The 23,863-nt window shown below is 60.5% G+C and carries 20 protein-coding genes; 11 read left to right on the forward strand and 9 right to left on the reverse strand.

Annotated elements, in window-relative coordinates:
• Positions 1-103: 103 nt before the first annotated feature.
• Positions 104-403 carry a PilZ domain-containing protein gene (locus ACM6I7_RS10485; protein ID WP_134786945.1) on the forward strand — a complete coding sequence of 100 codons (300 nt, stop codon included), beginning with the start codon at positions 104-106 and terminating at the stop codon, positions 401-403.
• A gap of 52 nt (positions 404-455) precedes the next feature.
• Here the strand turns inward: ACM6I7_RS10485 and ACM6I7_RS10490 are convergent, their stop codons facing one another.
• Positions 456-1,145 carry a VacJ family lipoprotein gene (locus ACM6I7_RS10490; protein ID WP_115989289.1) on the reverse strand — a complete coding sequence of 230 codons (690 nt, stop codon included), beginning with the start codon at positions 1,143-1,145 and terminating at the stop codon, positions 456-458.
• Positions 1,146-1,342: 197 nt separating this feature from the next.
• Here ACM6I7_RS10490 and ACM6I7_RS10495 point away from each other — a divergent pair, with 197 nt between their 5' ends.
• Positions 1,343-1,963, forward strand: coding sequence for an HAD family phosphatase (locus tag ACM6I7_RS10495; RefSeq protein WP_150369279.1), 621 nt, complete (start codon positions 1,343-1,345; stop codon positions 1,961-1,963).
• 109 nt (positions 1,964-2,072) lie between these two features.
• Positions 2,073-2,336, forward strand: coding sequence for a DUF4404 family protein (locus ACM6I7_RS10500; RefSeq protein WP_247269278.1), 264 nt, complete (start codon positions 2,073-2,075; stop codon positions 2,334-2,336).
• Positions 2,337-2,529: 193 nt separating this feature from the next.
• Here ACM6I7_RS10500 and queF read toward each other — a convergent pair whose 3' ends face one another.
• Both queF and ACM6I7_RS10510 read right to left on the reverse strand, forming a co-directional pair.
• Positions 2,530-3,360, reverse strand: coding sequence for an NADPH-dependent 7-cyano-7-deazaguanine reductase QueF (gene queF, locus ACM6I7_RS10505; protein WP_027611464.1), 831 nt, complete (start codon positions 3,358-3,360; stop codon positions 2,530-2,532).
• 61 nt (positions 3,361-3,421) lie between these two features.
• The gene (locus ACM6I7_RS10510; protein ID WP_096797165.1) at positions 3,422-3,955 is read right to left on the reverse strand and encodes a plastocyanin/azurin family copper-binding protein; all 534 of its coding nucleotides are present in this window, start codon (positions 3,953-3,955) and stop codon (positions 3,422-3,424) included.
• 154 nt (positions 3,956-4,109) lie between these two features.
• Between ACM6I7_RS10510 and ACM6I7_RS10515 the strand changes: the two genes are divergently transcribed.
• Positions 4,110-4,790: a heavy metal response regulator transcription factor gene (locus ACM6I7_RS10515; protein WP_027611462.1), complete on the forward strand. Its 681-nt coding sequence runs from the start codon at positions 4,110-4,112 to the stop codon at positions 4,788-4,790.
• On the forward strand, positions 4,790-6,139 hold the full coding sequence (locus ACM6I7_RS10520; protein WP_414888520.1) for a heavy metal sensor histidine kinase: 1,350 nt from the start codon (positions 4,790-4,792) through the stop codon (positions 6,137-6,139). Before ACM6I7_RS10515 ends, ACM6I7_RS10520 begins: the two co-directional genes overlap by 1 nt.
• A gap of 163 nt (positions 6,140-6,302) precedes the next feature.
• Here ACM6I7_RS10520 and ACM6I7_RS10525 read toward each other — a convergent pair whose 3' ends face one another.
• From ACM6I7_RS10525 to ACM6I7_RS10535, 3 genes are all read right to left on the reverse strand, one after another.
• Positions 6,303-7,547 carry a lipoprotein-releasing ABC transporter permease subunit gene (locus ACM6I7_RS10525; protein ID WP_414888521.1) on the reverse strand — a complete coding sequence of 415 codons (1,245 nt, stop codon included), beginning with the start codon at positions 7,545-7,547 and terminating at the stop codon, positions 6,303-6,305.
• Between the two features lie 64 nt (positions 7,548-7,611).
• A complete protein-coding gene (gene lolD, locus ACM6I7_RS10530; protein ID WP_164747873.1) occupies positions 7,612-8,295 on the reverse strand; it encodes a lipoprotein-releasing ABC transporter ATP-binding protein LolD in 684 nt (227 codons plus the stop codon).
• Between the two features lie 7 nt (positions 8,296-8,302).
• Positions 8,303-9,553 (reverse strand): lipoprotein-releasing ABC transporter permease subunit, encoded by a 1,251-nt coding sequence (locus ACM6I7_RS10535; RefSeq protein WP_336838500.1) that lies wholly within the window; start codon positions 9,551-9,553, stop codon positions 8,303-8,305.
• Between the two features lie 94 nt (positions 9,554-9,647).
• On the opposite strand from ACM6I7_RS10535, the gene ACM6I7_RS10540 reads away from it, so the two are divergent.
• Together ACM6I7_RS10540 and ACM6I7_RS10545 are read left to right on the forward strand one after the other, a co-directional pair.
• Positions 9,648-10,229, forward strand: a complete 582-nt coding sequence (locus ACM6I7_RS10540; RefSeq protein ID WP_007968195.1) for a PilZ domain-containing protein — start codon at positions 9,648-9,650, stop codon at positions 10,227-10,229.
• 14 nt (positions 10,230-10,243) lie between these two features.
• On the forward strand, positions 10,244-10,966 hold the full coding sequence (locus ACM6I7_RS10545) for a glycerophosphodiester phosphodiesterase (RefSeq protein WP_047600122.1): 723 nt from the start codon (positions 10,244-10,246) through the stop codon (positions 10,964-10,966).
• Positions 10,967-11,008: 42 nt separating this feature from the next.
• Here the strand turns inward: ACM6I7_RS10545 and sthA are convergent, their stop codons facing one another.
• Together sthA and ACM6I7_RS10555 are read right to left on the reverse strand one after the other, a co-directional pair.
• Positions 11,009-12,403 carry a Si-specific NAD(P)(+) transhydrogenase gene (gene sthA / locus ACM6I7_RS10550; RefSeq protein ID WP_003226580.1) on the reverse strand — a complete coding sequence of 465 codons (1,395 nt, stop codon included), beginning with the start codon at positions 12,401-12,403 and terminating at the stop codon, positions 11,009-11,011.
• Positions 12,404-12,600: 197 nt separating this feature from the next.
• Complete coding sequence (locus ACM6I7_RS10555) at positions 12,601-13,650, reverse strand: FAD:protein FMN transferase (protein ID WP_330207083.1); 1,050 nt, start codon at positions 13,648-13,650, stop codon at positions 12,601-12,603.
• A 72-nt stretch (positions 13,651-13,722) separates the two neighbouring features.
• Between ACM6I7_RS10555 and ACM6I7_RS10560 the strand changes: the two genes are divergently transcribed.
• The gene (locus ACM6I7_RS10560; RefSeq protein ID WP_096797170.1) at positions 13,723-15,024 is read left to right on the forward strand and encodes an MFS transporter; all 1,302 of its coding nucleotides are present in this window, start codon (positions 13,723-13,725) and stop codon (positions 15,022-15,024) included.
• 181 nt (positions 15,025-15,205) lie between these two features.
• Here the strand turns inward: ACM6I7_RS10560 and ACM6I7_RS10565 are convergent, their stop codons facing one another.
• Complete coding sequence (locus ACM6I7_RS10565; RefSeq protein ID WP_003226583.1) at positions 15,206-16,669, reverse strand: glyceraldehyde-3-phosphate dehydrogenase; 1,464 nt, start codon at positions 16,667-16,669, stop codon at positions 15,206-15,208.
• Between the two features lie 354 nt (positions 16,670-17,023).
• Between ACM6I7_RS10565 and mfd the strand changes: the two genes are divergently transcribed.
• From mfd to ACM6I7_RS10580, 3 genes are read left to right on the forward strand one after another with little or no spacing between them, the layout of a single operon-like run.
• Positions 17,024-20,473, forward strand: coding sequence for a transcription-repair coupling factor (gene mfd, locus ACM6I7_RS10570; protein WP_096797171.1), 3,450 nt, complete (start codon positions 17,024-17,026; stop codon positions 20,471-20,473).
• A gap of 10 nt (positions 20,474-20,483) precedes the next feature.
• Positions 20,484-21,050 (forward strand): CsiV family protein, encoded by a 567-nt coding sequence (locus ACM6I7_RS10575; protein WP_027611454.1) that lies wholly within the window; start codon positions 20,484-20,486, stop codon positions 21,048-21,050.
• Between the two features lie 11 nt (positions 21,051-21,061).
• Positions 21,062-23,752 carry a DEAD/DEAH box helicase gene (locus ACM6I7_RS10580; RefSeq protein WP_414888522.1) on the forward strand — a complete coding sequence of 897 codons (2,691 nt, stop codon included), beginning with the start codon at positions 21,062-21,064 and terminating at the stop codon, positions 23,750-23,752.
• The last annotated feature ends 111 nt before the right edge of the window (positions 23,753-23,863 follow it).

Raw genomic sequence — 23,863 nt, forward strand, 5'->3', positions numbered from 1 at the left:
GGCGTTTCAAGCATGCGCCGATGGTCGCTTGACGACTTTACTTGTCAAATCACCGAGAGTTATAAGAACAGCTCAAACCGTAACCCAATGGAAGGTCGAAGCCATGAGTCAAACCGGTCGGGACTACAGCGAAAAGCGCGATTTCATACGCATGCGGGTCGATGCCGATGTGGTGTTGATTCATGAAGGTGATGAGATCGCCGGCGTGTGCATCGACCTCTCCAGCAGCGGCATGCAGGTCGAAGCACCGCGCCAGTTCGCGGTCGGTGACCGTTTGAGCGTGCGCATCGATTCCGATCATGCGGCGCTGAGCGGGCTGGAGGCGGAGACCGAAGTGGTCTGGGTCAAGGCCCAGGACGGCGATGGCCAGAAGCTCGGCCTGACCATTCTGCAGATGAAATAAGCGCACACAAAAAAGGCGGCCTCATGGGCCGCCTTCTTGTCATCGGTCGAAATTAAAAATCGTCTTCGACCTGACCATCCTTGACCTTGAACTCGCGGTTCTGCAGGTAGGCGTTGCGGATGAAGGTGTATTTGTCGCCGCTGATCAGCTTCTCGCTCGACAGCAGGCTGGCGCGGGTGTCGACGATGTTCAGGCCGAACACCGAGTTACGGACAGGCACGTCGTTGATGTAGCGGTACGGACCGGTGTAGCTGTCGACGTACTTGGACGGTGCATCACGCAGGGTGCTCGGGCCGAGCAACGGCAGCATCACGTAAGGGCCGCTGCTGACGCCCCAGTAACCGAGGGTCTGACCGAAGTCTTCGTCACTGCGATTCAGGCCCATTTTGGTACCGACATCGAAGAAGCCCAGCAGGCCGAAGGTGGTGTTGAAGATGATACGCGCGGTATCGACACCGGCTGCTGCCGGCTTGGCCTGCAGAATGTTGTTCGCCAGGTTGGTGACGTCACCGACGTTGCGGAACATGTTGTGGATGCCGTCTTCGAGGAACTGCGGCGTCACGAACTCATAGCCCTGCGCCAGCGGCTTGAGCGCGTAGGTGTCAACGAAGTCGTTGAACTGGAAGATCGGGCGGTTGACGCTTTCCCAAGGGTCTTCTTCCGTTGCAGCGTTGGCGGCGAACGGAACCAGCAGGACGCTGGCACATACACATAGCTGAGCGAGAGGATTGCTCCAGCGCATAGAAAAACTCCTTGGATTTTTACTGGCGCGGGCACCCGGGCCCAGGCGTTAAGAGCGCTAGTATAAGCGCAAAAGCCGTTTTGGGCAGTCCACCCGTGAAGAGTAATGCAGGACGTTTCCAGGGAGCGCCTTCACACACCTGTCATCCAACTGTCACCGATGTCCCCTAGCCTCATGCCTATTTCAGGGACGTTGCCATGACCCACGCTGAAGTCTTGCCTGTCGCCGCGCCCGGCCTGACCGCCGTGCTGTTCGGACTCAGTGGCTGTCTGGTGGATTTCGGCGCCCGTGCCCATCAACACGCCAGCGTACTGCCCGAGCACGCCCACGCCACACCCGGCGCTCTCGACAGCCTGCTCAGCCTGCAGCGCCAGCAGATTCCCTGTGCGTGGATCGACGAGCTGCCCCCTGCCCTCGCGCAACCCTTGGCGGCCTCTCTGCCGGCGTGGATCAAACCAACGCAATATTCAGCAACAATCAATCCATGGCCCGCGCCGAACGCCTGCTGGCAGGCGTTGATGGGCTTGAACGTCAGCCGTCTGGATGGCTGCGTACTGGTCAGCGGCGAGCCGCGCCTACTGCAATCGGGCCTCAACGCCGGGTTGTGGACCATTGGCCTGGCGTCCTGCGGCTCGCTGTGCGGCCTGTCGCCGAGCGAGTGGCAAGCGCTGAGCCAGAACGAACGCGACCAACGACGCGGTAAGGCAACCCTGCAGTTGTTCGGGCTGGGCGTGCATTCGGTGATCGATCATCTGGGCGAGCTCGACACCTGCCTGGCGGACATCAACCTGCGCCGCCTCAAGGGCGAAAAGCCCTGACCGGGATCATGCAGGTTGCCGCAGAGTGGATTAATCTAAAGGTCAGCCATAGACCTTTGGCGCGCGGCTGCGGTCAATGCCAGTGCCTCTTGATAAAAGGAACCCCACCATGCCCGCCCAAGAACTGCAAAAACAACTCGACACCCTGCGCGAGCAACTGGAGCAGAATCCGCCGCTGTCCGAAGCCGAACGTGACGATCTGCGTGAGCTGATGGCGCAGATTGAATCGGAAATCAAACTGGAAACTGCCACTCAGGACGCGAGCATCGCCGACGGTGTGAACCTGGCAGTGGAACGCTTCGAAGTCGAACACCCGGCCATTGCCGGCACCCTGCGCAATATCGTCAATGCGCTGGGTAGCATGGGGATCTGATTTTCCTCCCCTGAAATGCAAAAAGCCCTGCCAGCGCTGGCAGGGCTTTTTCATTTCCACAATTTGAAACGCATTCCAATGTGGGAGCGGGCTTGCTCGCGAAAGCGTCGTGTCAGTCGACAGCATCGTTGAATGACATACAGCCTTCGCGAGCAGGCTCGCTCCCACATTGGATATGCCACATCCTGATTCTTTATTGACGGACCAGGCGGTGGTTCGGCAGTTGTACCGCTTCAGTGCTGCGATACGGGTTTATATCCAGCCCGCCCCGGCGCACATACCGTGCAAACACCGTGAGTTTCTCCGGCTTCAGCAAACGCTGCAGGTCGAGGAAGATCCGCTCCACACACTGCTCGTGGAAGTCCGAGTGCTGGCGGAAACTGACGATGTATTCCAGCAGACTCGCGTGATCCAGCGCCGCACCACGATATTCCACCACCACGCTGCCCCAGTCCGGCTGACTGGTCACCGGGCAGTTGGATTTGAGCAGATGGCTATGCACGCTCTCTTCGACAATCTTCGAATCATCGCAACGCAGCAGTTCCGGACGCGGATGCTCATAGTTGCTGACGCTGATGTCCAGATCGTCGATGCACACGCCCGGCAACGCCACGACGCCTTCGGCTTCGACGTCCTTCAGGCTGCGTACCCGTACGCCGACCGGTTTGCCGGCAGCGGCCGACAAGTCCTTGACCAGTGTTGCTTCCAGGCTGGCGATGTCGGTAAACGACGTCTGATTCAGCGAGTTCAGGTACAACTTGAACGACTTAGATTCGATGATGTTCGGCGAATCCGCCGGAATGCTGAATTCACCGATTGCCACCACCGGCTTGCCCGACGGCAACAGCCACGACAGTTCGAAGCAATTCCAGAAATCCACGCCTTTATACGGCAGGGTTTCGGCGGTCAGGCCCAGCTCGGCCCATTTCGCGGTGCGCGGAATCGGGAACAGCAGGGACGGCGTGTACGTGGCGATGTATTCGCTGGATTTGCCCAGCGGCGAATGTTCGGCTGCGGGATGCATGGCGGAAACCTGACTGAAGAATCAGCGGATTCTATCAGCCTTTGCGCCCGCCTTTGAGTGCTTACTGACTGACAGTCAGTTTGCCGACCATGCCCGCCTGGTAGTGACCGGGAATATTGCAGGCGAATTCCAGGCTGGTGGCCTTGCTGAAGGTCCAGGTCAGCTCGGCGGTCTTGCCCGGCTCGACCAGCACGCTATTGGGGTCGTCGTGCTTCATGCCGTGGTCCATGCCGCCGTGATCCATGTCCGCCATGTCGTGAGACATTTCTTTCATGCCGGTAGGCGTGAGCATGCCGCTTTGCTGCATCTGCAACATTTCCTGCTGGTGCTGGGCATGCATCGCGGCGTCACCGAGGTTGAATTCGTGCAGCAACTGGCCTTTATTCACCAGCACAAAGCGAACCGTCTCACCGGCCTTGACCTGAATCGCCTTGGGGTCGAACGACATGTCGTTCAGTACAACTTCAATGCTGCGAGTAGCCTTGGCTGCTGGTGCCGGTTGGCCGAAATCATAGCTGTGCGCGGGTGCGGCCCAGACAGGTGAACTCAGCGCCAGCACACAGGCGGCGACGGTCAGAGGGTTGCGCAAAAACATAGTCATACTCCAACAAGATAAGGTTCAGCCTGTGGGAAACTCTAGCCCGCCTGCGCTGGCAGCTACCTGACAGGCAGATTACAACTTTGTCAGGTTGGCGTGCGTCGCCTGCTCCCACGGTATAACGCTTTTGTTCCTACAACCCGAGTCGCCCATGAAACTGCTGATCGTCGAAGACCAACCGAAAACCGGCCACTACCTGCGCCAGGGCCTGACCGAGGCCGGTTTCAACACAGAACTGGTGGCCGACGGCGTCAGCGGTCAGCAACTGGCGTTGAGCGGAGATTATGCGCTGTTGATTCTCGACGTGATGCTGCCCGGGCGCAGTGGCTGGCAGATTCTGCAGGCGGTGCGTAGTGCCGGCCTCGACACGCCAGTGCTGTTTCTGACCGCCAAAGATGCAGTCGAAGATCGGGTGCACGGACTCGAACTCGGCGCCGACGATTATCTGGTCAAACCCTTCGCCTTTTCCGAATTGCTGGCCCGGGTGCGCAGCCTGCTGCGCCGTGGCAGCGCCCTGCCCCAGGAAACCAGTCTGCAACTGGCCGATCTGCGTCTGGACCTGATCCGTCGCCGGGTCGAACGCAGCGGTCAGCGCATCGACCTGACTGCCAAGGAATTCGCCCTGCTGGAAATGCTCCTGCGCCGCCAGGGTGAAGTGTTGCCGAAATCGCTGATTGCCTCGCAAGTCTGGGACATGAACTTCGACAGCGACACCAACGTGATCGAAGTGGCGATCCGTCGTCTGCGCCTGAAAATCGACGATGACTTCCCCAATAAACTGATTCACACCGTGCGCGGCATGGGTTACGTGCTTGAAGAGCGTCCGGCCTGATGCGTCGCCTGTCCTTGAGCTCTCGTCTGGCCTTGCTGTTTGCCGCCTGCACCGCCGTAGTATCGCTGTTCGCCGGGGTGCTGTTCAGCCGCGCCAGCGAGGCGCACTTCATTGAGCTCGATCAGCAATTGCTGGACGGCAAGCTGATCGGTTTGCGCCGGGCCTTGCAGGATGTGCAACCCGTTCAGCGTGAGGCGCGGCTGGCGGATGAGCTGAGCCGTCAGGCCGATCTGGCGCTGCGTGTTACCGGCAGTGACGGCCAGCGCTGGTACGACAGCTCGATCAATTTACCGCAGGACTTGCCGCAACAGCCGGGCCTGTCGACCATCAGCCATGACGGCGCCGACTACCGCGTGCTCAACGCCCCGCTCTACCCTGACAAAACCGACTCGCCACAGCTCACTCTGCTGCTGGACATCACCCATCACCAGCACTTCCTGCAACGCATGCAGCATCTGATCTGGCTGACCGTCGGCTTGTCGGCCCTGGCCACCGCGCTGCTCGGCGCGTGGGCGGCGCGCAGCGGTTTGCGTCCGTTGCGCCGTATGAGTGCAGTAGCGCGTGGGATTTCCGCACAATCGCTGAATGCCCGACTGCCGGAAGCGCAAATGCCGCCAGAGCTTGCGGAAATGGCCCACAGCTTCAACGCCATGCTCGGACGCCTCGATGACTCGTTTCAACGGCTGTCGGCGTTCTCGGCCGACATCGCCCATGAACTGCGCACTCCGCTGTCGAACCTGCTGACCCACACCCAGGTCACCCTCACCCGCCCGCGACCGATCGAGGATTACCGCGAAGCCCTGCACAGCAACCTCGAAGAACTGCAATGGATGGCCCAACTGGTCAACGACATGCTTTATCTGGCCAAGGCTGACCACGGTTTGCTGATGCCCAAGCGTGAGGCACTGGAACTGGCGGATGAGAGCGATGTGCTGCTGGAGTTTTTTGCGCCACTGGCCGAGGACGCCAGGGTGACGCTGAGCCGTGAGGGCCATGCGTGCATTAAGGGCGACCGGAGCATGCTGCGCCGGGCCTTGTCGAATCTGCTGGATAACGCGCTGCGCTTTACCCCGGCGGCGGGCAGCGTGCGCCTGTCCATCGTCGATCAACCGCACATAGCGCAGCTGTCGGTGGAGAACAGTGGCGAAGGCATTTCGGCAGAGTTGTTGCCACGGCTGTTTGACCGGTTTTATCGAGCAGATCCGGCGCGGCAGGAAGGCAGCAGTGAACATGCGGGGCTGGGGCTGGCGATTACCCAATCGATCGTCCGCGCGCATGGCGGGCAGATTCATTGCGAATCGGCTGCGGGGTGGACGCGGTTTGTGATCGAGTTGCCCAAAGGAGAATGAGGTCGATAGGACCGGCCCCTTCGCGAGCAAGCCCGCTCCCACATTGGATCTGCGTTAACCCTGAATTTGTATCACTGTGGGGGTTAGCTAGCCACACAGGGGATCTGTGTCATACACAAATCCCCTGTGGGAGCGGGCTTGCTCGCGAAGGCGGTATTGAAGCTCAGGAATATCTCAGCGCATGCGCCGGCTCAATCTTCGCCGCCCGCAACGCCGGGTACACCGTCGCCAGGAAGCTCAGAACAAACCCCGCCGAGCAGATCAACAGCACATCCCCGCCCTGCAATTCCGAAGGCAGGTTGCTGACGAAGTACACGTCGGAACTGAAGATGTGCTGCCCGGTAACGCGCTCAACCCAGCCTACCATCTCACTGACATTCAGCGCCGCGATCACGCCGAGCACGCCGCCAATCAGTGTGCCGACAATGCCGATCACCGTGCCCTGCACCATGAAGATCGCCATGATCTGCCGTGGCGTGGCGCCGATGGTACGCAGGATCGCGATGTCTGCGCCTTTGTCGTTCACCACCATGATCAGCGTGGCGATGATGTTGAACGCCGCCACAGCGACGATCATCAGCAACAGCAGGCCGATCATGGTTTTTTCCATTTTCATCGCGCTGAACAGACTGCCCTGGGTGTGAGTCCAGTCGTCAGCCTTGAACTCGGCACCGAGGCCTGCGGCGATGTCCGAGGAGACTTTCGGCGCGGCGTACAGATCCTTCACCGCCAGGCGCACGCTCTGCACTTGATTCGGCTGCCAGTGCTGCATGGTCGCGGCATCGGCCACGTGGATCAGCCCCATCGAGCCGTCCAGTTCAGCGCCGACCTTGAACACACCGACCACGTTCAGGCGCTGCATGCGCGGGGTAATGCCCCCCGGTGCGGCGCTGACCTCCGGGACGATCAAGGTGATCTTGTCGCCGACATTGAGGCGGAAGCGGCGCGCGGTGATTTCACCGATCACCACGCCGAACTCGCCCGGCTTCAGGTCATCCAGACGCCCCTGCACAATGTGCTGGGCCACGATCGACACCTTGCCTTCCTGGGCCGGGTCGACGCCGCTGATCTGGATCGGCTGCATCAAACCCTTGTAGGACAGCATGCCTTCCATCTCGGTGAACGGCACGGCGGCGGTCACTTCCGGATTTTTCAGCGCGGCGGCGGCGACCGGCTGCCAGTCATCGATCGGCTTGACGCCAACGATGGTCGCGTGCGGCACCATGCCGAGGATGCGCGAGCTCATTTCACGCTGGAAGCCGTTCATTACCGACAGCACCACGATCATCGCCAGCACGCCGAGGGCGAGCCCGATCATCGAAGTCATCGAGATAAACGAAACAAAGCGATTGCGGCGCTTGGCGCGGGTATAGCGCGTGCCGATAAAGATCGATAACGGTCTGAACATTCGCTGGGGCACCGTATAAAAATAAAAGACCCGATGCCTTACACAGGCACCGGGTTTCGGTCGGTCAGATGGCGGTCAGGCAACCTTCTTGCAACTGCAGGACGCGGTCCATCTGGCGGGCCAGGTTCATGTCGTGAGTCACCACCAGGAACGCCGTGCGCATCGAAGTGCTGAGTTCCAGCATCAAGTCCTGGATGCCTTCGGCGGTGTGCGAATCAAGGTTGCCGGTTGGCTCGTCGAGCATCACCAGGCCTGGATTGTTCACCAGCGCCCGGGCGATGGCCACACGCTGGCGCTCGCCACCGGACAGCTCGGCCGGTTTGTGCTCCAGACGATGGCCCAGCCCCACGCGCTCCAGCAACGCGGTAGCGCGCTGGCGTGCTTCCGGGATCGCGGTCTTGCCGATCAGCAGCGGCATGCAGACGTTTTCCAGCGCGGTGAATTCCGGCAGCAAGTGGTGGAACTGGTACACGAACCCGAGGGCGCGGTTACGCAGCAGGCCACGCTTCTTCTCGCTCAGCGCCGACAGTTCTTCGCCATCGAGCCAGACGCTGCCCTCGGTTGGGGTGTCGAGACCGCCCAGCAGGTTGAGCAAGGTACTTTTGCCCGAACCGGACTTGCCGACGATCGCCACACGCTCGCCCGGGTGCAACTCCAGTTGCAGACCGGCCAACACTTGTACCGACTCCGGGCCTTCCTCGTAGGATTTGCCCAGGTTGCGGCAGCTCAAGATTGCTTTATCACTCATGCCCGACTCACTCATAACGTAGCGCCTCCGCCGGCTGGGTGCGCGCGGCACGCCAGGCGGGATACAGGGTGGCGAGGAAACTCAGGACCAACGCAGCAGCGCAGACCATGACCACGTCCTGGCTCTGCACCTGCGACGGCAGGTAATCAATGAAATACACATCGGCGTTGAGGAACTTGTGGCCGATTAGCCCTTCGAGGGCGGAAATCGCCGCACTGACGTTGAGCGCAGCGAGAATACCGAGCACCGCACCAATCGCCGTACCGACCACGCCGATCACGGTGCCCTGCACCATGAACGTGCGCATGATCGTCCCCGGCGTGGCGCCGAGGGTACGCAGAATGGCGATGTCGCTCTTCTTGTCATTTACCACCATTACCAGCGTGGAAATGATGTTGAACGCAGCCACCGCGACGATCAGCAGCAACAGCAGACCGATCATGGCTTTTTCCATGCGGATCGCCTGATACAGGTTGCCGTGGGTGCGGGTCCAGTCGCGGGCGTAGTAATGGTCTTCGCCCAACTGCTGGGCGATGGTCCAGGCCACGCGCGGCGCCTGGAACAGATCATTGAACTTCAACCGGATGCCCTGCACCTGATCAGGCTTCCAGCGGTGCATTTTCGCCAGATCCTGCAGGTTGGTGACACCCAGATAGCCGTCCAGCTCACCGGCGCCGACATGGAAGATGCCGACCACGGTAAAGCGCTTCATGCGCGGGAACATCCCGGCGGGGGTCACGCTGACCTCCGGCGCGACGAAGGTGACTTTGTCACCGAGGCCCACGCCGAGCTTGGTCGCGGCCTTGTCGCCGATGACGATGCCGAAGCTGCCCGGCGTCAAATCGTCGAGATTGCCCTGCTTCATGAAGTTGTCGATGATCGACACATTGCGCTCGAGCGCGGGGTCGATGGCGTTGAGCAACACCTTGGACACCTGGCCGTTGTTGGTCAGCAAACCCTGCATCTGGGTGAATGGCGCAACCGCCGTCACCTCAGGATTGCGCTTGACCTTGGCGGCGAGGCTCTGCCAATCGTTGATCGGTTCACCGGTTTCAAGAGTCGCGTGGGGCACCATGCCCAGCACGCGGGTGCGCATCTCATGATCGAAGCCGTTCATCACCGAGAGCACCACGATCATCACGACCACGCCAAGGGCGAGCCCGATCATCGAAGTCAGGGAAATGAATGACACAAAATGATTGCGACGCTTTGCACGGGTATAACGCGTGCCGATAAATACGAAGAGAGGTCTGAACATGTCGGGGCTTGTTCGGAGGGAAAAGGAACGTCCTTGTGGCGGGGGTCGATAACCAGCTTTACACTCAGACCACCGCCGCTACCATGGGTTCGCCATGTCGACATTAGATGAAGAAGATCGCCGCGAATACTACCGTATCGAGGACATGATCGCACTGGAAATTCGGCCCCTGTCCGCTCCCGAAGCCGCAGGCCAGGAAGTGTTGCAGGATGCTTCTCCACTGTTCAACCTGCTCAGCGAACTGCACCTGAGCGAATTCGAGTCGCAGCACCTGTTGCGCCAGATCAGCGAACGCGACCGGGCTATCGCCGCGTTCCTCAAATCCCAGAACAAACGCATCGACCTGCTCAGCCAGGTGGTCGCCCTGACCGTGCTCGGCCATATCGGCGAGCCACAACCGGTGATCATCTCCGAAGGCGGGATCGACTTTCAGCACCCGACCCCAATCGCCACCGGCGCGCACCTGTCGGTGAAACTGGTGCTGATGCCGCAGGCACTGGGCCTGCTGCTGCGCGCCCGCGTCACCCATTGCGACCGCAAGGGCGACGGCTACGACGTCGGCACCGAGTTCGAACACTTGACCGACGCCCAGCGTCAGTTGCTCGCCCGCTATATCTTGCAGAAACAGGCCCAGGAACGACGCCTGGCCCGTGAACAGAACGAATCCGGCATTTAAATTAAGGAAGCACCGTGACCCTCATCTACGGCCACCGCGGCGCCAAGGGCGAAGCACCGGAAAATACCCTGACCAGTTTTCAGGAATGTCTCAAGCACGGCGTGCGCCGTTGCGAACTGGATCTGCACCTGTCCAAGGACGGCGAGCTGATGGTGATCCACGACCCGACCCTCAAGCGCACCACCGACCGGCGCGGCAAGGTGGTCGAACACACCGCCGCCGAACTGGTGACCTACGACGCGCGCAAGGGCGGCCCGGGCTGGATCAAACCGTGCCCGATTCCGACCCTGGAAGAATTGTTCGAGCAGTGTGATTTCGAGCACTGGCAACTGGAAGTCAAAAGCGCTTCACGCACCCGCGCCGCGACTACCGTACTGGCGATTCGCGAAATGGCCCAGCGTCATGGCCTGCTGGACAAGGTCACCATCACTTCGAGCTCGCGGGAAGTGCTGAAAGCGGCGCTGGACCTGGTACCGGACGTGTCGCGTGGACTGGTGGCCGAATACGCCTGGCTCGACCCGCTAAAGGTCGCGGCCAGCTATGGCTGTGAGATTCTGGCGTTGAACTGGACGCTGTGTACGCCGGAACGCCTGCAGAAGGCGCAGCGTCAGGGGCTGCATGTCTCGGTGTGGACCGTCAACGAGCCTGCGCTGATGCGCAGACTCGCCGACTTCGGCGTTGACAGCCTGATTACAGACTTTCCCGGTTTGGCCACTGCCACCCTCGAGAATTGCTGAAATCGGTCTCCCCGGCCGGCTCAGGCCACCGGCCGGAGCCCGTCAAAAAAGCCGGTTGAGGCCGTCGTACGCCGCTACCCGATAGGCTTCGGCCATGGTCGGGTAGTTGAACGTGGTGTTGACGAAGTACTTCAGGGTGTTCAACTCGCCCGGCTGGCTCATGATCGCCTGACCGATGTGCACGATCTCCGACGCCTGATAACCGAAGCAGTGAACACCCAGCACTTCCAGGGTTTCACGGTGGAACAGGATCTTCAGCATGCCTTGCGGCTCGCCGGCGATCTGCGCACGCGCCATGCTCTTGAAGAACGCCTTGCCGACTTCGTACGGCACCTTGGCCTGGGTCAGCTCCTGCTCGTTCTTGCCGATCGAACTGATCTCCGGAATGGTGTAGATACCGGTCGGCACGTCATTCACAAAGCGCCAGCTGCCGTTATCGACGATGCTGCCGGCAGCCGAACGACCCTGGTCGTGGGCGGCACTGGCCAGACTCGGCCAGCCGATCACGTCGCCAGCGCCATAGATGTTCGGCACGCAGGTGCGGTAGGCCTCGTCGACTTCGATCTGGCCACGGCTGTTGACCTTGACCCCGATGTTTTCCAGACCGAGCTGGTCGGTGTTGCCGGTACGGCCGTTGCACCAGAGCAAGGCATCGGCCTTGATCTTCTTGCCGGACTTCAGGTGCAGGATAACCCCGTTATCGACGCCCTCAACGCGATCGTAATCTTCGTTGTGGCGCACGGTGATGTTGTTGTTGCTGAAGTGATAGCTCAACGCCTGGGAGATTTCCGAGTCGAGGAAGCTCAGCAACTGACCGCGGTTGTCCACCAGTTCAACCAGTACCCCCAGACCGCTGAAGATCGAGGCGTATTCGCAACCGATCACACCGGCGCCGTAAACGATGAGTTTGCGCGGGGTGTGGCCGAGGCTGAGGATGGTGTCGCTATCGTAGATACGCGGATGATTGAAATCGATGTCCGCCGGGCGATAAGGGCGCGAACCGGTGGCGATGATGATGTGCTTGGCCACCAGCTTCTCGACCACGCCGTTGGCGCAGACCACTTCGATGGTTTGCTCGTCGGCGAAGCTGCCGGTGCCGAAGAACACGTCGACGCGGTTACGAGCGTAGTAGCCAGTGCGCGAAGCGACTTGTTTGGAAATGACTTTCTCGGCGCTTTTCAACACGTCCGGGAAGGAGAACCAGCGCGGTTCGCCGATCGCCCGGAACATCGGGTTGGTGTTGAACTGCATGATCTGCCGCACCGAGTGACGCAGGGCCTTGGACGGGATGGTTCCCAGGTGGGTGCAGTTGCCGCCGACCTGGCGACGGCTGTCGACCATTGCCACCTTGCGCCCCGCTTTGGCGGCGTTCATTGCCGCGCCTTCTCCCGCCGGGCCGGAACCCAACACCACCACGTCGTAGTTGTAGACAGCCATGCGTACTCCTCAGAACAGGCCGCGGTGCCAGCAGCACCTGCGGCTAAATCACGCCGAATCGTGGCGCGAAGGAACAATTGGGGGTCAGTAAAGAACCCGGACACAGTCTATAGAAGCGTCAACGCCGCGCACATTAACCCTTGGTCGCGTCGTAGGCTACTTTTGCCTGCACTACAACGCCAGCTTTCGTACTGTTTTCAGTCAACTTTTGCGCCACTGAGGCGTTCGAAAGCTGCACTGGTGCGGATAACAAAACCTGTATCGGCACGAATCACGAAGAATGCACCAATGTCGTGTTTTTCGGCATAGTCCCAAGCCCTTTCCGGCCCGAGAATCAGCAACAGCGTCGATAGTCCATCGGCCATCAACGCTGAAGGATGAATTACCGTGACTGACGCCAGGCTGTGTAGGACCGGCGCCCCGCTCCGCGCATCGAAGGTGTGGGAATAACGCCGGCCACCTTGCAGGAAATAGTTACGGTAATCACCGGAGGTGGAAACCCCGTAGCCGTCGACCTGAATGATCCGTTCGGCCACCTGTTGATCGTCTCGCGGCTCTTCCAGCGCAATACGCCAGGATGAGCCATCAAGCTTCTTGCCCTTGGCCTTTAGCTCACCGGTGGCTTCGGCGAGATAGTCATGGATGCCCATCGACTCGAGCCTGGCGGCGATGGTGTCGACCGCGTAACCGGCGGCGATGCTGTTGAAGTCGACTTCGACAGCGGCGTCCTTGCACAAGCGGTCGCCGTCGATATGCAAATGGCGGTAGCCGACTCGCTGCAGGGTTTCGGCCAGCGCGGCGGAGTCGGGGACTGTCTCTTCACGCCCTTGCGGGCCGAATCCCCACAGGTTCATCAGCGGTTCGACAGTCAGGTCGTAGGAACCTTCGCTTTGCTCCGACAGCTGCTCGCCGACACGGACCAATTCGAGCGCGGCAGCCGGCATGGTCTGACAGCTGTTCGCTGGCAAGGCATTGAAACGTTCGATGTCGGAGTCATTGCGATAGGTCGACATCTGCCGATCCACTTTCGCGAGGATAGCCTCCACTTCCCGGCGAACTTGCGCCGGTTCGGCAATACCCGAGTGCCGCACGTACTTGATCGAATACGTGCTGCCCATGGTCGGCCCCCCAAAGCTTTCCATGGACTCACCGTTGCCACAGGCAGCGAGGACAACCGTCACACTCACAAGCCAAACCCACCGTCCAGTGAACAATTCTTCATCTCCCCATAAAAGCGCGCCGGCCATTATGGATCAAAGGCCCGCACGCTCCCCAACGGATGCAACGCGTCATAAGAAACCAATAATGAGTAACTGAAAATGTCCTCGACCACGGGCAAAGGCAAAGCGATTTTTCGCGTTGTCAGCGGCAATTTTCTCGAGATGTTCGACTTTATGGTCTATGGCTTCTACGCCACGGCCATCGCCAAAACCTTCTTCCCGGCCGACAGCGCCTTCGCTTCCCTGATGCTGTCCCTGGCCACCTTCGGTGCCGGTTTCCTGATGCGTCCACTGGGCGCGATCTTCCTTGGTGCCTACATTGACCGTCACGGTCGTCGCCAGGGTCTGATCATTACCCTTGCGTTGATGGCCGCCGGTACGATCCTGATCGCCTGCGTGCCGGGCTATGCCACTCTGGGTGTCGCAGCGCCGTTGATCGTGCTGTTCGGTCGCTTGCTGCAAGGCTTCTCGGCCGGCGTCGAGTTGGGCGGTGTTTCGGTCTATCTGGCGGAAATCGCCACGCCGGGCCGCAAGGGCTTTTTCGTCAGTTGGCAGTCCGCCAGCCAGCAAGCGGCGGTGGTGTTTGCCGGCCTGCTCGGGGTGGGCCTCAATCACTGGCTAAGCCCGGAACAGATGGGTGACTGGGGCTGGCGTGTGCCGTTCCTGATCGGCTGCATGATCGTTCCGGTGATCTTCGTCATTCGTCGTTCGCTGGAGGAAACTCCGGAATTCCAGGCGCGCAAACATCGCCCTACCCTGCGGGAAATCGTCCGCTCGATCGGTCAGAACTTTGGCATCGTCATCGCCGGCATGGCGCTGGTGGTGATGACCACGGTTTCGTTCTACCTGATCACCGCCTACACCCCGACCTTCGGCAAGGCTGAACTGCATCTGTCGGATTTCGACGCGCTGCTGGTGACCGTGTGCATCGGTCTGTCGAACTTCTTCTGGCTGCCGGTGATGGGCGCGGTGTCCGACAAGATCGGGCGCAAACCCCTACTGCTGGCGGCGACCATTCTGGCGATCCTGACCGCCTATCCGGCGCTGTCGTGGCTGGTGGCGAACCCGAGCTTCAGTCATCTGCTGATCGTCGAACTGTGGCTGTCGTTCCTGTACGGTTCGTACAACGGCGCGATGGTCGTGGCTCTGACCGAAATCATGCCGGTGGAAGTGCGCACCACCGGATTCTCGCTGGCCTATAGCCTGGCGACGGCGACCTTTGGTGGCTTCACGCCGGCAGCCTGTACTTACCTTATCCACGTGCTGGACAACAAGGCTGCGCCGGGGATCTGGCTCAGCGGTGCGGCGGTGCTGGGACTGATTGCGACGCTGGTGCTGTTCCGTGGCAATAAGCATGAGCTGCGGACTGCGCAAGCGGCCGTGGCAGGTGGCGCCCGATAAAACGCCTTCGGGAGCAAGCCCCCTCCCACAAGGTCCGGTGGTGCCAACATGATTGTGTGAACACCGCCAAACCTGTGGGAGGGGGCTTGCTCCCGAAGAGGCCGGTACAGGCAATAAAGATTCAGCAGGCATAAAAAAACGCCCCGACCTAAGTCGGGGCGTTTTCATTTGCAGCGAAGGCTTAGCGCGGGAACGCTGGCGGGTTTACACCGGCCATGTCTTCCATCACGCGAACCACCTGGCAGCTGTAGCCGAACTCGTTGTCGTACCAGACGTACAGCACAACGCGGTTGTCCTGAACGATGGTCGCTTCAGCGTCGACCACACCGGCGTGACGCGAACCCACGAAGTCAGTGGACACCACTTCCTGCGAGTTGACGAAGTCGATTTGCTTGTGCAGATCGGAGTGCAGCGCCATGTAGCGCAGGTACTCGTTCATCTCTTCACGGCTGGCGGCTTTCTCAAGGTTCAGGTTGAGAATGGCCATCGACACGTTTGGCGTCGGAACGCGGATCGCGTTACCGGTCAGCTTGCCGGCCAGCTCAGGCAGGGCCTTGGCAGCGGCGGTGGCAGCACCGGTTTCGGTGATCACCATGTTCAGCGCGGCGCTACGGCCACGGCGATCGCCCTTGTGGAAGTTGTCGATCAGGTTCTGGTCGTTGGTGTACGAGTGAACGGTTTCGACGTGACCGTTGATGATGCCGAACTTGTCATTCACAGCCTTCAGCACCGGCACGATGGCGTTGGTGGTGCAGGAAGCGGCGGACACGATCTTGTCGTCAGCGGTGATTTCGTTGTGGTTGATACCGTGAACGATGTTCTTCAGCTTGCCTTTGCCAGGCGCGGTCAGAACAACACGAGCCACACCCGGGCATTGCAGGTGCTGACCCAGGCCATCGGCGTCACGCCATACACCGGTGTTGTCCACCAGCAGCGCGTCTTTGATGCCGTACTGGGTGTAATCCACCTCGGTCGGGTTCTTCGCGTAGATCACCTGGATCAGGTTACCGTTGGCGGTGATGGTGTTGTTTTCTTCGTCGATGACGATGGTGCCGTTGAACGGACCGTGTACCGAATCGCGACGCAGCAGGCTGGCGCGCTTGGTCAGGTCGTTTTCGGCGCCTTTGCGCACGACGATGGCACGCAGACGCAGACCGTCGCCACCACCGGTTTTCTCGATCAGGATGCGCGCCAGCAGACGGCCGATACGACCGAAGCCGTACAGCACAACGTCAGTGCCTTTGCGGGCCGAAGCGTTTTGCTGACCAACCACGTCAGCCAGTTCTTCACGCACGAACTGCTCGGCGCTGCGGCCATTGCCTTCGCTGCGGAATTTGAACGCCAACTTGCCCAGGTCTACCGAAGCCGCGCCGAGCTTGAGCTCGCTCATGGCTTTCAGCAGAGGGAATGTTTCGTGGACGGAGAGTTCGCTATCGTCGGAGGAACGGTGGCGAGCAAAGCGGTGAGCTTTGAGAATCGCGATGACAGACTGGTTGATCAGGCTGCGGCCATAGATCGAGCTCACCACGTTGTTATTGCGGTAGAGCTGACCGATAAGCGGAATCATCGCTTCTGCGAGTGCTTCACGGTCGATCCATTCACCAAGACACTGGTCGGGCTTCTGAGTCACGGGAACCTTCCACATGTAGGGGCAGAAAAAAGGGGCTACATTATGCCGCCGAGAACCTCTTGTAGCAATGCGCGCTTGTCGCGCAATCGGTAACAAAATTCCGTTCAAAAAAATTACGCCCCGCGCCAGCCCAGTAAAACCGGGGCTTCCAGCGCAGTCAATTTTTCGACGACTGTTAGACGATGTCTGTAACCCTCCGTAACACCAGTCGATTTCGGCACTACATAACCACTAAAAAAGTGCTCGTTTTTATGGTTACCACTACATTTTGCGCAAACCGTGAAGATAGACGCAGTCTGCAACTGACAGCCGGCACCGGACGCCGCTACAATTACCGACTTTGTCGCAAAGCCTGGAGCTCAACCTTCCGTGCCCGTTCTGCGTCTACCGCTTCTCCCTGCCGCGGCAGGTAAACAGCATTGGGGCAACCTGCCCGGTGCTGCCCTCAGCCTCGCGATTGCCGAGGCTGCCAGCGCTGCCAAGCGCTTCACCCTGCTACTGACCGCCGACAGCCAGAGTGCCGAACGGCTGGAACAGGAGCTGAGTTTCTTCGCCCCGGATTTGCCCGTGCTGCATTTTCCCGACTGGGAAACCCTGCCGTACGATCTGTTCTCGCCGCACCAGGACATCATCTCCCAGCGTATCGCCAGCCTTTATAGACTGCCGGAACTGGCGCACGGCGTGCTGGTGGTGCCAATCACCACCGCCCTGCACCGCCTGGCGCCGACCAAGTTTCTGCTCGGCAGCAGCCTGGTGCTGGATGTCGGGCAGAAGCTCGATGTCGAACAGATGCGCTCGCGGCTTGAGGCCAGCGGCTATCGCTACGTCGATACGGTCTACGAGCACGGCGAGTTCACCGTCCGTGGTGCGCTGATCGACCTGTTCCCGATGGGCAGCAAACTGCCCTATCGCATCGACCTGTTCGACGACGAAATCGAAACCCTGCGCACCTTCGATCCGGAAAACCAGCGCTCCATCGACAAAGTCGATTCGGTCAAGCTGCTGCCGGCCCGAGAGTTCCCGCTGCAGAAAGATGCGGTCACCCGCTTCAAGGCGCGCTTTCGCGAGCGTTTTGATGTCGACTTCCGACGCTGCCCGATCTTCCAGGACTTGAGCAGCGGCATCACCCCGGCCGGTATCGAGTACTACCTGCCGCTGTTCTTCGATGAAACCTCGACACTATTCGATTACCTGCCGCAGGACACTCAAGTGTTCTCGCTGCCGGGTATCGAACAAGCGGCAGAAAACTTCTGGAACGACGTGCGCAATCGCTACGAAGAGCGCCGCGTCGATCCATCGCGCCCTTTATTGCCGCCAGCGGAATTGTTCCTGCCGGTGGAAGACTGCTTCGCCCGCCTCAAGAGCTGGCCACGCGTAGTCGCCAGCCAGCAGGACGTCGAGTCCGGCGCCGGTCGCGAGCGCTTCCCGGCGCAGGCACTGCCAAACCTGGCGATCGAAGCCAAGGCCACACAACCACTGGCGGCGCTCTCGACATTCCTCGACGAATTCCCCGGACGCGTGCTGTTCACCGCCGAATCCGCGGGCCGGCGTGAAGTCCTGCTGGAGCTGCTGGAACGTCTGAAGCTGCGGCCGAAAACCGTCGACAGCTGGCCGGACTTCGTTTCGAGCAAGGATCGCCTGGCGATCACCATCGCGCCGCTCGACGAAGGCTTGATGCTCGATGACCCGGCGCTGGCGCTGGTGGCGGAGAGCCCGTTGTTCGGTCAGCGCGTCATGCAGCGTCGTCGCCGGGAAAAACGCGCCGACGCCAACAACGATGCAGTGATCAAAAACCTTACCGAACTGCGCGAAGGCGCGCCGGTGGTGCACATTGACCACGGTGTCGGGCGTTATCTGGGCCTGACGATTCTGGAAATCGACAACCAGGCGGCCGAATTCCTCACTCTGGAATATGCGGAGAACGCCAAGCTCTACGTGCCGGTGGCCAACCTGCATCTGATCGCGCGTTACACCGGCAGCGATGACTCACTGGCGCCGCTGCACCGCCTCGGCTCCGAGACCTGGCAGAAAGCCAAGCGCAAAGCCGCCGAACAGGTGCGCGATGTCGCCGCTGAGCTGCTCGACATCTATGCCCGTCGTGCCGCCCGCGAAGGCTACGCGTTTGCCGACCCGAAAGCCGATTACGCGACCTTCAGCGCCGGTTTCCCGTTCGAAGAAACGCCGGACCAGCAAGCGACCATCGAAGCGGTGCGCGAAGACATGCTCGCGCCAAAGCCGATGGATCGTCTGGTCTGCGGCGACGTCGGTTTCGGCAAGACCGAAGTGGCGATGCGCGCCGCGTTCATTGCCGTGCACGGCGGGCGTCAGGTGGCGATTCTGGTGCCGACCACCCTGCTCGCCCAGCAGCACTACAACAGTTTCCGCGACCGTTTCGCCGACTGGCCGGTGACCGTGGAAGTGATGAGCCGCTTCAAATCGGCCAAGGAAGTCAACGCGGCGATCGCCGACCTGGCGGAAGGCAAGATCGATATCGTCATCGGCACGCACAAGCTGCTGTCCGACGATGTGAAGATCAAAAACCTGGGTCTGGTGATCATCGACGAAGAGCACCGCTTCGGTGTGCGGCAGAAAGAACAGCTCAAGGCCCTGCGCAGCGAAGTCGACATTCTCACGCTGACCGCCACGCCGATTCCGCGCACGCTGAACATGGCGGTGTCGGGCATGCGTGATCTGTCGATCATCGCCACCCCGCCGGCGCGCCGCCTGTCGGTACGCACCTTCGTCATGGAGCAGAACAAGAGCACGGTCAAAGAGGCTCTGCTGCGTGAACTGCTGCGCGGTGGGCAGGTTTACTACCTGCACAACGACGTCAAAACAATCGAGAAGTGCGCGGCGGATCTCGCCGAACTGGTGCCGGAAGCACGGATCGGCATCGGTCACGGACAGATGCGCGAACGCGAACTCGAACAGGTGATGAGCGACTTCTATCACAAGCGCTTCAACGTGCTGATTGCCTCGACCATCATCGAGACCGGCATCGACGTGCCGAGCGCCAACACCATCATCATCGAGCGCGCCGACAAGTTCGGTCTGGCGCAATTGCACCAGCTGCGCGGACGTGTCGGCCGCAGTCACCACCAGGCTTACGCGTACCTGCTGACCCCACCGCGCCAGCAAATCACTTCGGATGCTGAAAAGCGTCTGGAAGCGATTGCCAACACCCAGGATCTGGGCGCCGGATTCGTGCTGGCAACCAACGATCTGGAAATCCGTGGCGCCGGCGAACTGCTGGGCGATGGCCAGAGCGGGCAAATTCAGGCCGTGGGTTTTACGTTGTACATGGAAATGCTCGAGCGCGCGGTGAAGTCGATCCGCAAGGGCGAGCAACCGAATCTCGATCAACCGCTCGGCGGTGGCCCGGAGGTCAACCTGCGCGTGCCTGCGCTGATTCCGGAAGACTATCTGCCGGACGTTCACGCCCGCCTGATTCTGTACAAGCGCATCGCTTCGGCCACCGACGAGGAAGGCCTGAAGGATCTGCAAGTGGAGATGATCGATCGTTTCGGCCTGCTGCCGGAGCCGACCAAGAATCTGGTGCGCATCACTGCGCTGAAGTTGCAGGCCGAACAGCTGGGCATCAAGAAAGTCGACGGTGGCCCGCAGGGTGGACGCATCGAGTTCGCCGCGCAGACGCCGGTCGACCCGATGACCTTGATCAAACTGATCCAGACTCAGCCAAAACGCTACAAATTCGAAGGCGCCACGATGTTCAAGTTCCAGGTGCCGATGGAACGCCCGGAAGAGCGCTTTAATACTGTAGAGGCGCTGTTCGAGCGCCTCCTCCCGAAAACTGTTTGAAGGACGCCGCATGCGCCTGTTTCGCTCACTGACTTTGCTACTTGCCTTGGTAGCCCCTTCGGTTTTCGCCGATGACCTGTATCAGGTCGAAATGATTCTGGTGCGCCAGAACGCCGTGCCGGCTATCGTCAGCCGCGCCGCCCCGGAAGACTGGGCCGCCGGCGCTCAACGCCTGGGTGATGACAGCCTGCGCACACCTGCGCTCGGCGACGTTGCCAGCAAACTCAGCGCCAGCGGTGATTACAGTGTGCTGATGCACAAGGCCTGGCAGCAGACCCTCGGCGAAGCGCCGACCAAGGTGGCCGTCAGCGACGGCAAGGAACAGTTCGGCCAGTTCCCGATCGAGGGCACGCTGGAAATGAAACTCGGACGCTTCACCGACGTGAACGCCGACTTCTGGGTCAACCAGATCGACGCCAACGGCATGGTCACTGCCAGCGAACACCTGAAACAGGACAGTCACACCAAAAACGGCCAGCTCAACTATCTCGACAACGGCCACCTGGCGCTGCTGATCAAGATCACGTCCCTGACGGCGCCCGCCCCACGGCAAGCCCCTGAAGCGATTCCGGACTGATCGAAGTCCTTATGTCCCCGCCCCTGAGTAAACCGTTGGCACCCTCCTGGGTCAGCCGATTCAAGGAACAGAGCCTGGAGCGTGGCCGCCGCTACGCCCTGGAGAACCGGGTACGCATCGCCCAGGTCGGCGATGCGACCATCACCGCCAGTTGCGAAGGCTCTGGCGGTAATGTCTACCGTCAGACCATTCACCTGCGCGAGTCAGCCAAAGACACCCTGCTGCTGGTTGACGCCACCTGCACCTGCCCGGTGCGCAATAACTGCAAACACTGCGCCGCAGTACTCCTGCAAGTGCAGGAAACCCTCGAATACCCTGCCGCAGCGAAAGACGCCGAACTGCTGGAAAAACTCCAGGCCGTATTGGAGAACCGTAACCCCAAAGCGCCGCCGCAAGTGCTGGTGGACAACGTGCAACCGCTGCCGCGCCTGTGGCTGGCCAGCGTTGAGTTCAGCGCGTTCGAGCCGCGCAACGGCAAGATGCAGCGCTATATTCAGCATCGGGCGGCGCTGTCGTTCAGCTATCTGGATGAATACGTCAGCGGACAGAAAAACAGCGACATTCTGATTCGTCAGGAAACCCAGACCCTGCGGATAAAACGCCATCCGGAAGTGGAGCAGTCCTACCGCGAACAGTTAAGAATCCTCGGCTTCCGTATCGCCACGCGCCAGAGCAAAGCGCTGCCGGAAAGCGCAGGCGAGCTGTACGAGATGGTCAACGACAGCGCCTGGCTGACGTTTACCCTCAACGAACTGCCGAAGCTGCGCACCCAAGGTTGGGAATTGCAGATCGACGAGGAATTCGGTTTCGACCTGACCGCCGTCGACGACTGGTACGCCACCGTCGAACAGGCGCCGGAGCGCGACTGGTTCGATCTGGAATTGGGGATCATCGTCAATGGTGAACGCCTGAGCCTGCTGCCGATCCTGCTCAACCTGATGCGCTCGCACACGGAAATCCTCAACCCGGAACGCCTGGCGCGGCGCCGCGATGACGAGCTGATTCTGGTCAATGTGCCGCAACGCAACAGTCAGCACGGGCCGCTGCAAGTGGCGCTGCCCCTTGGCCGACTAAAACCGGTACTGGCAACGCTGGGCGAGTTCTACTTGCAGGAGCCGGGCGAAACCACCCTGCGCCTGAGCAAGGCCGACGCCACACGGCTCAACTCGCTGGAAGGCATTCCCCTGCTGTGGGAGGGTGGCGAACAGATTCGAAGTTTCGCCCAACGCCTGCGCGACATCCGCGACTACAGTGCACAAGCGCCGGAAGGCTTGAACGCGACGCTGCGTCCCTATCAACTCGAAGGCTTGAGCTGGATGCAGTCCCTGCGTCAGCTTGAGGTCGGCGGGATTCTGGCGGACGACATGGGTCTGGGTAAAACCTTACAGACCCTGGCGCATATTCTCAGTGAGAAAAACGCCGGGCGTCTGGATCGACCGTGCATGGTGGTGATGCCCACCAGCCTGATCCCGAACTGGCTCGACGAAGCCGCGCACTTCACGCCGCAACTGAAAGTGGTCGCGCTGTACGGTGCCGGCCGCAAAAAGCATTTCGAGCATCTGGCCGACTTCGACCTGATCCTGACCACCTATGCACTGCTGCCCAAGGACGTCGAACGGCTGGCACAACAGCCGCTGCACGTTCTGGTGCTCGACGAAGCGCAGTACATCAAGAACCCTAACAGCAAGGCCGCGCAGGCCGCTCGCGAACTCAACGCGCGCCAGCGCCTGTGCCTGAGTGGCACACCGCTGGAAAACCACCTCGGCGAGTTGTGGTCGTTGTTCCACTTTTTGCTGCCGGGCTGGTTGGGCGATGTCAAAAGCTTCAATGCCGACTACCGCGTGCCGATCGAAAAGCGCGCCAGCGAAGTCAGGCTGCAGCACCTCAATGGGCGGATAAAACCGTTTCTGCTGCGCCGCACCAAGGAACAGGTGGCCACCGAACTGCCGCCCAAAACCGAGATCATCCACTGGGTCGATCTCAATGAGGCGCAGCGCGACGTGTACGAAACCATGCGCCTGGCGATGGACAAGAAAGTCCGCGACGAGATCACTCGCAAAGGCGTGGCGCGCAGCCAGATCATCATTCTTGAAGCCCTGCTCAAGCTGCGTCAGGTCTGCTGCGATCTGCGCCTGGTCAACGACGCCACCCTGCCCGCCCGTGGCAGCAGCTCGGGCAAACTCGACAGCCTGATGGAAATGCTCGAAGAGCTGTTCGAAGAAGGTCGGCGGATTCTGTTGTTCTCGCAGTTCACCTCGATGCTTTCACTGATCGAAGACGAACTGAAAAAACGCAACGTGGCCTACGCCTTGCTGACCGGCCAGACCCGCGATCGGCGCACGCCGGTGAAGGAATTCCAGAGCGGCAAGCGTCAGATTTTTCTGATCAGCCTGAAGGCCGGCGGCGTCGGCCTGAACCTGACCGAAGCGGACACGGTGATCCATTACGATCCGTGGTGGAACCCGGCGACCGAGAACCAGGCAACCGACCGCGCCTATCGAATCGGCCAGGAGAAACCGGTGTTCGTCTACAAGATGATTGCCCGGGGCACAGTGGAAGAGAAGATTCAGCACCTGCAGAAGGAAAAGTCTGATCTGGCAGCGGGCGTGCTGGATGGGCGCAAGGCCGGGGACTGGAAACTGCAGAGCGATGATATCGAGGCGCTGTTTGCGCCATTACCGGACAAGTTCGACAAGCGTTGAGATGTGCAGTGTTTGCTAGATAGCTTTCGCGAGCAAGCCCGCTCCCGCAGTTGGATCGCATTTCCCCTTGTGGGAGCGAGCCTGCTCGCGAACGGATCACCTCAGTTGAAG

Origin of the sequence: Pseudomonas sp. IT-93MI4, assembly GCF_949767635.1 — a bacterium.
GTDB classification, from domain to species: Bacteria; Pseudomonadota; Gammaproteobacteria; order Pseudomonadales; family Pseudomonadaceae; genus Aquipseudomonas; species Aquipseudomonas putida_A.

Coding starts and splice junctions, on each gene's coding strand:
- ACM6I7_RS10565 (WP_003226583.1), bottom strand. CDS start 16,669: ATGTGGAAGGTTCCCGTGACTCAGAAGCCCGACCAGTGTCTTGGTGAA.
- ACM6I7_RS10580 (WP_414888522.1), top strand. CDS start 21,062: ATGTCCCCGCCCCTGAGTAAACCGTTGGCACCCTCCTGGGTCAGCCGA.
- ACM6I7_RS10485 (WP_134786945.1), top strand. CDS start 104: ATGAGTCAAACCGGTCGGGACTACAGCGAAAAGCGCGATTTCATACGC.
- ACM6I7_RS10490 (WP_115989289.1), bottom strand. CDS start 1,145: ATGCGCTGGAGCAATCCTCTCGCTCAGCTATGTGTATGTGCCAGCGTC.
- ACM6I7_RS10560 (WP_096797170.1), top strand. CDS start 13,723: ATGTCCTCGACCACGGGCAAAGGCAAAGCGATTTTTCGCGTTGTCAGC.
- sthA (WP_003226580.1), bottom strand. CDS start 12,403: ATGGCTGTCTACAACTACGACGTGGTGGTGTTGGGTTCCGGCCCGGCG.
- lolD (WP_164747873.1), bottom strand. CDS start 8,295: ATGAGTGATAAAGCAATCTTGAGCTGCCGCAACCTGGGCAAATCCTAC.
- ACM6I7_RS10520 (WP_414888520.1), top strand. CDS start 4,790: ATGCGTCGCCTGTCCTTGAGCTCTCGTCTGGCCTTGCTGTTTGCCGCC.
- queF (WP_027611464.1), bottom strand. CDS start 3,360: ATGCATCCCGCAGCCGAACATTCGCCGCTGGGCAAATCCAGCGAATAC.
- ACM6I7_RS10500 (WP_247269278.1), top strand. CDS start 2,073: ATGCCCGCCCAAGAACTGCAAAAACAACTCGACACCCTGCGCGAGCAA.
- ACM6I7_RS10495 (WP_150369279.1), top strand. CDS start 1,343: ATGACCCACGCTGAAGTCTTGCCTGTCGCCGCGCCCGGCCTGACCGCC.
- ACM6I7_RS10525 (WP_414888521.1), bottom strand. CDS start 7,547: ATGTTCAGACCGTTATCGATCTTTATCGGCACGCGCTATACCCGCGCC.
- ACM6I7_RS10575 (WP_027611454.1), top strand. CDS start 20,484: ATGCGCCTGTTTCGCTCACTGACTTTGCTACTTGCCTTGGTAGCCCCT.
- ACM6I7_RS10535 (WP_336838500.1), bottom strand. CDS start 9,553: ATGTTCAGACCTCTCTTCGTATTTATCGGCACGCGTTATACCCGTGCA.
- ACM6I7_RS10555 (WP_330207083.1), bottom strand. CDS start 13,650: ATGGCCGGCGCGCTTTTATGGGGAGATGAAGAATTGTTCACTGGACGG.
- ACM6I7_RS10515 (WP_027611462.1), top strand. CDS start 4,110: ATGAAACTGCTGATCGTCGAAGACCAACCGAAAACCGGCCACTACCTG.
- ACM6I7_RS10510 (WP_096797165.1), bottom strand. CDS start 3,955: ATGTTTTTGCGCAACCCTCTGACCGTCGCCGCCTGTGTGCTGGCGCTG.
- ACM6I7_RS10540 (WP_007968195.1), top strand. CDS start 9,648: ATGTCGACATTAGATGAAGAAGATCGCCGCGAATACTACCGTATCGAG.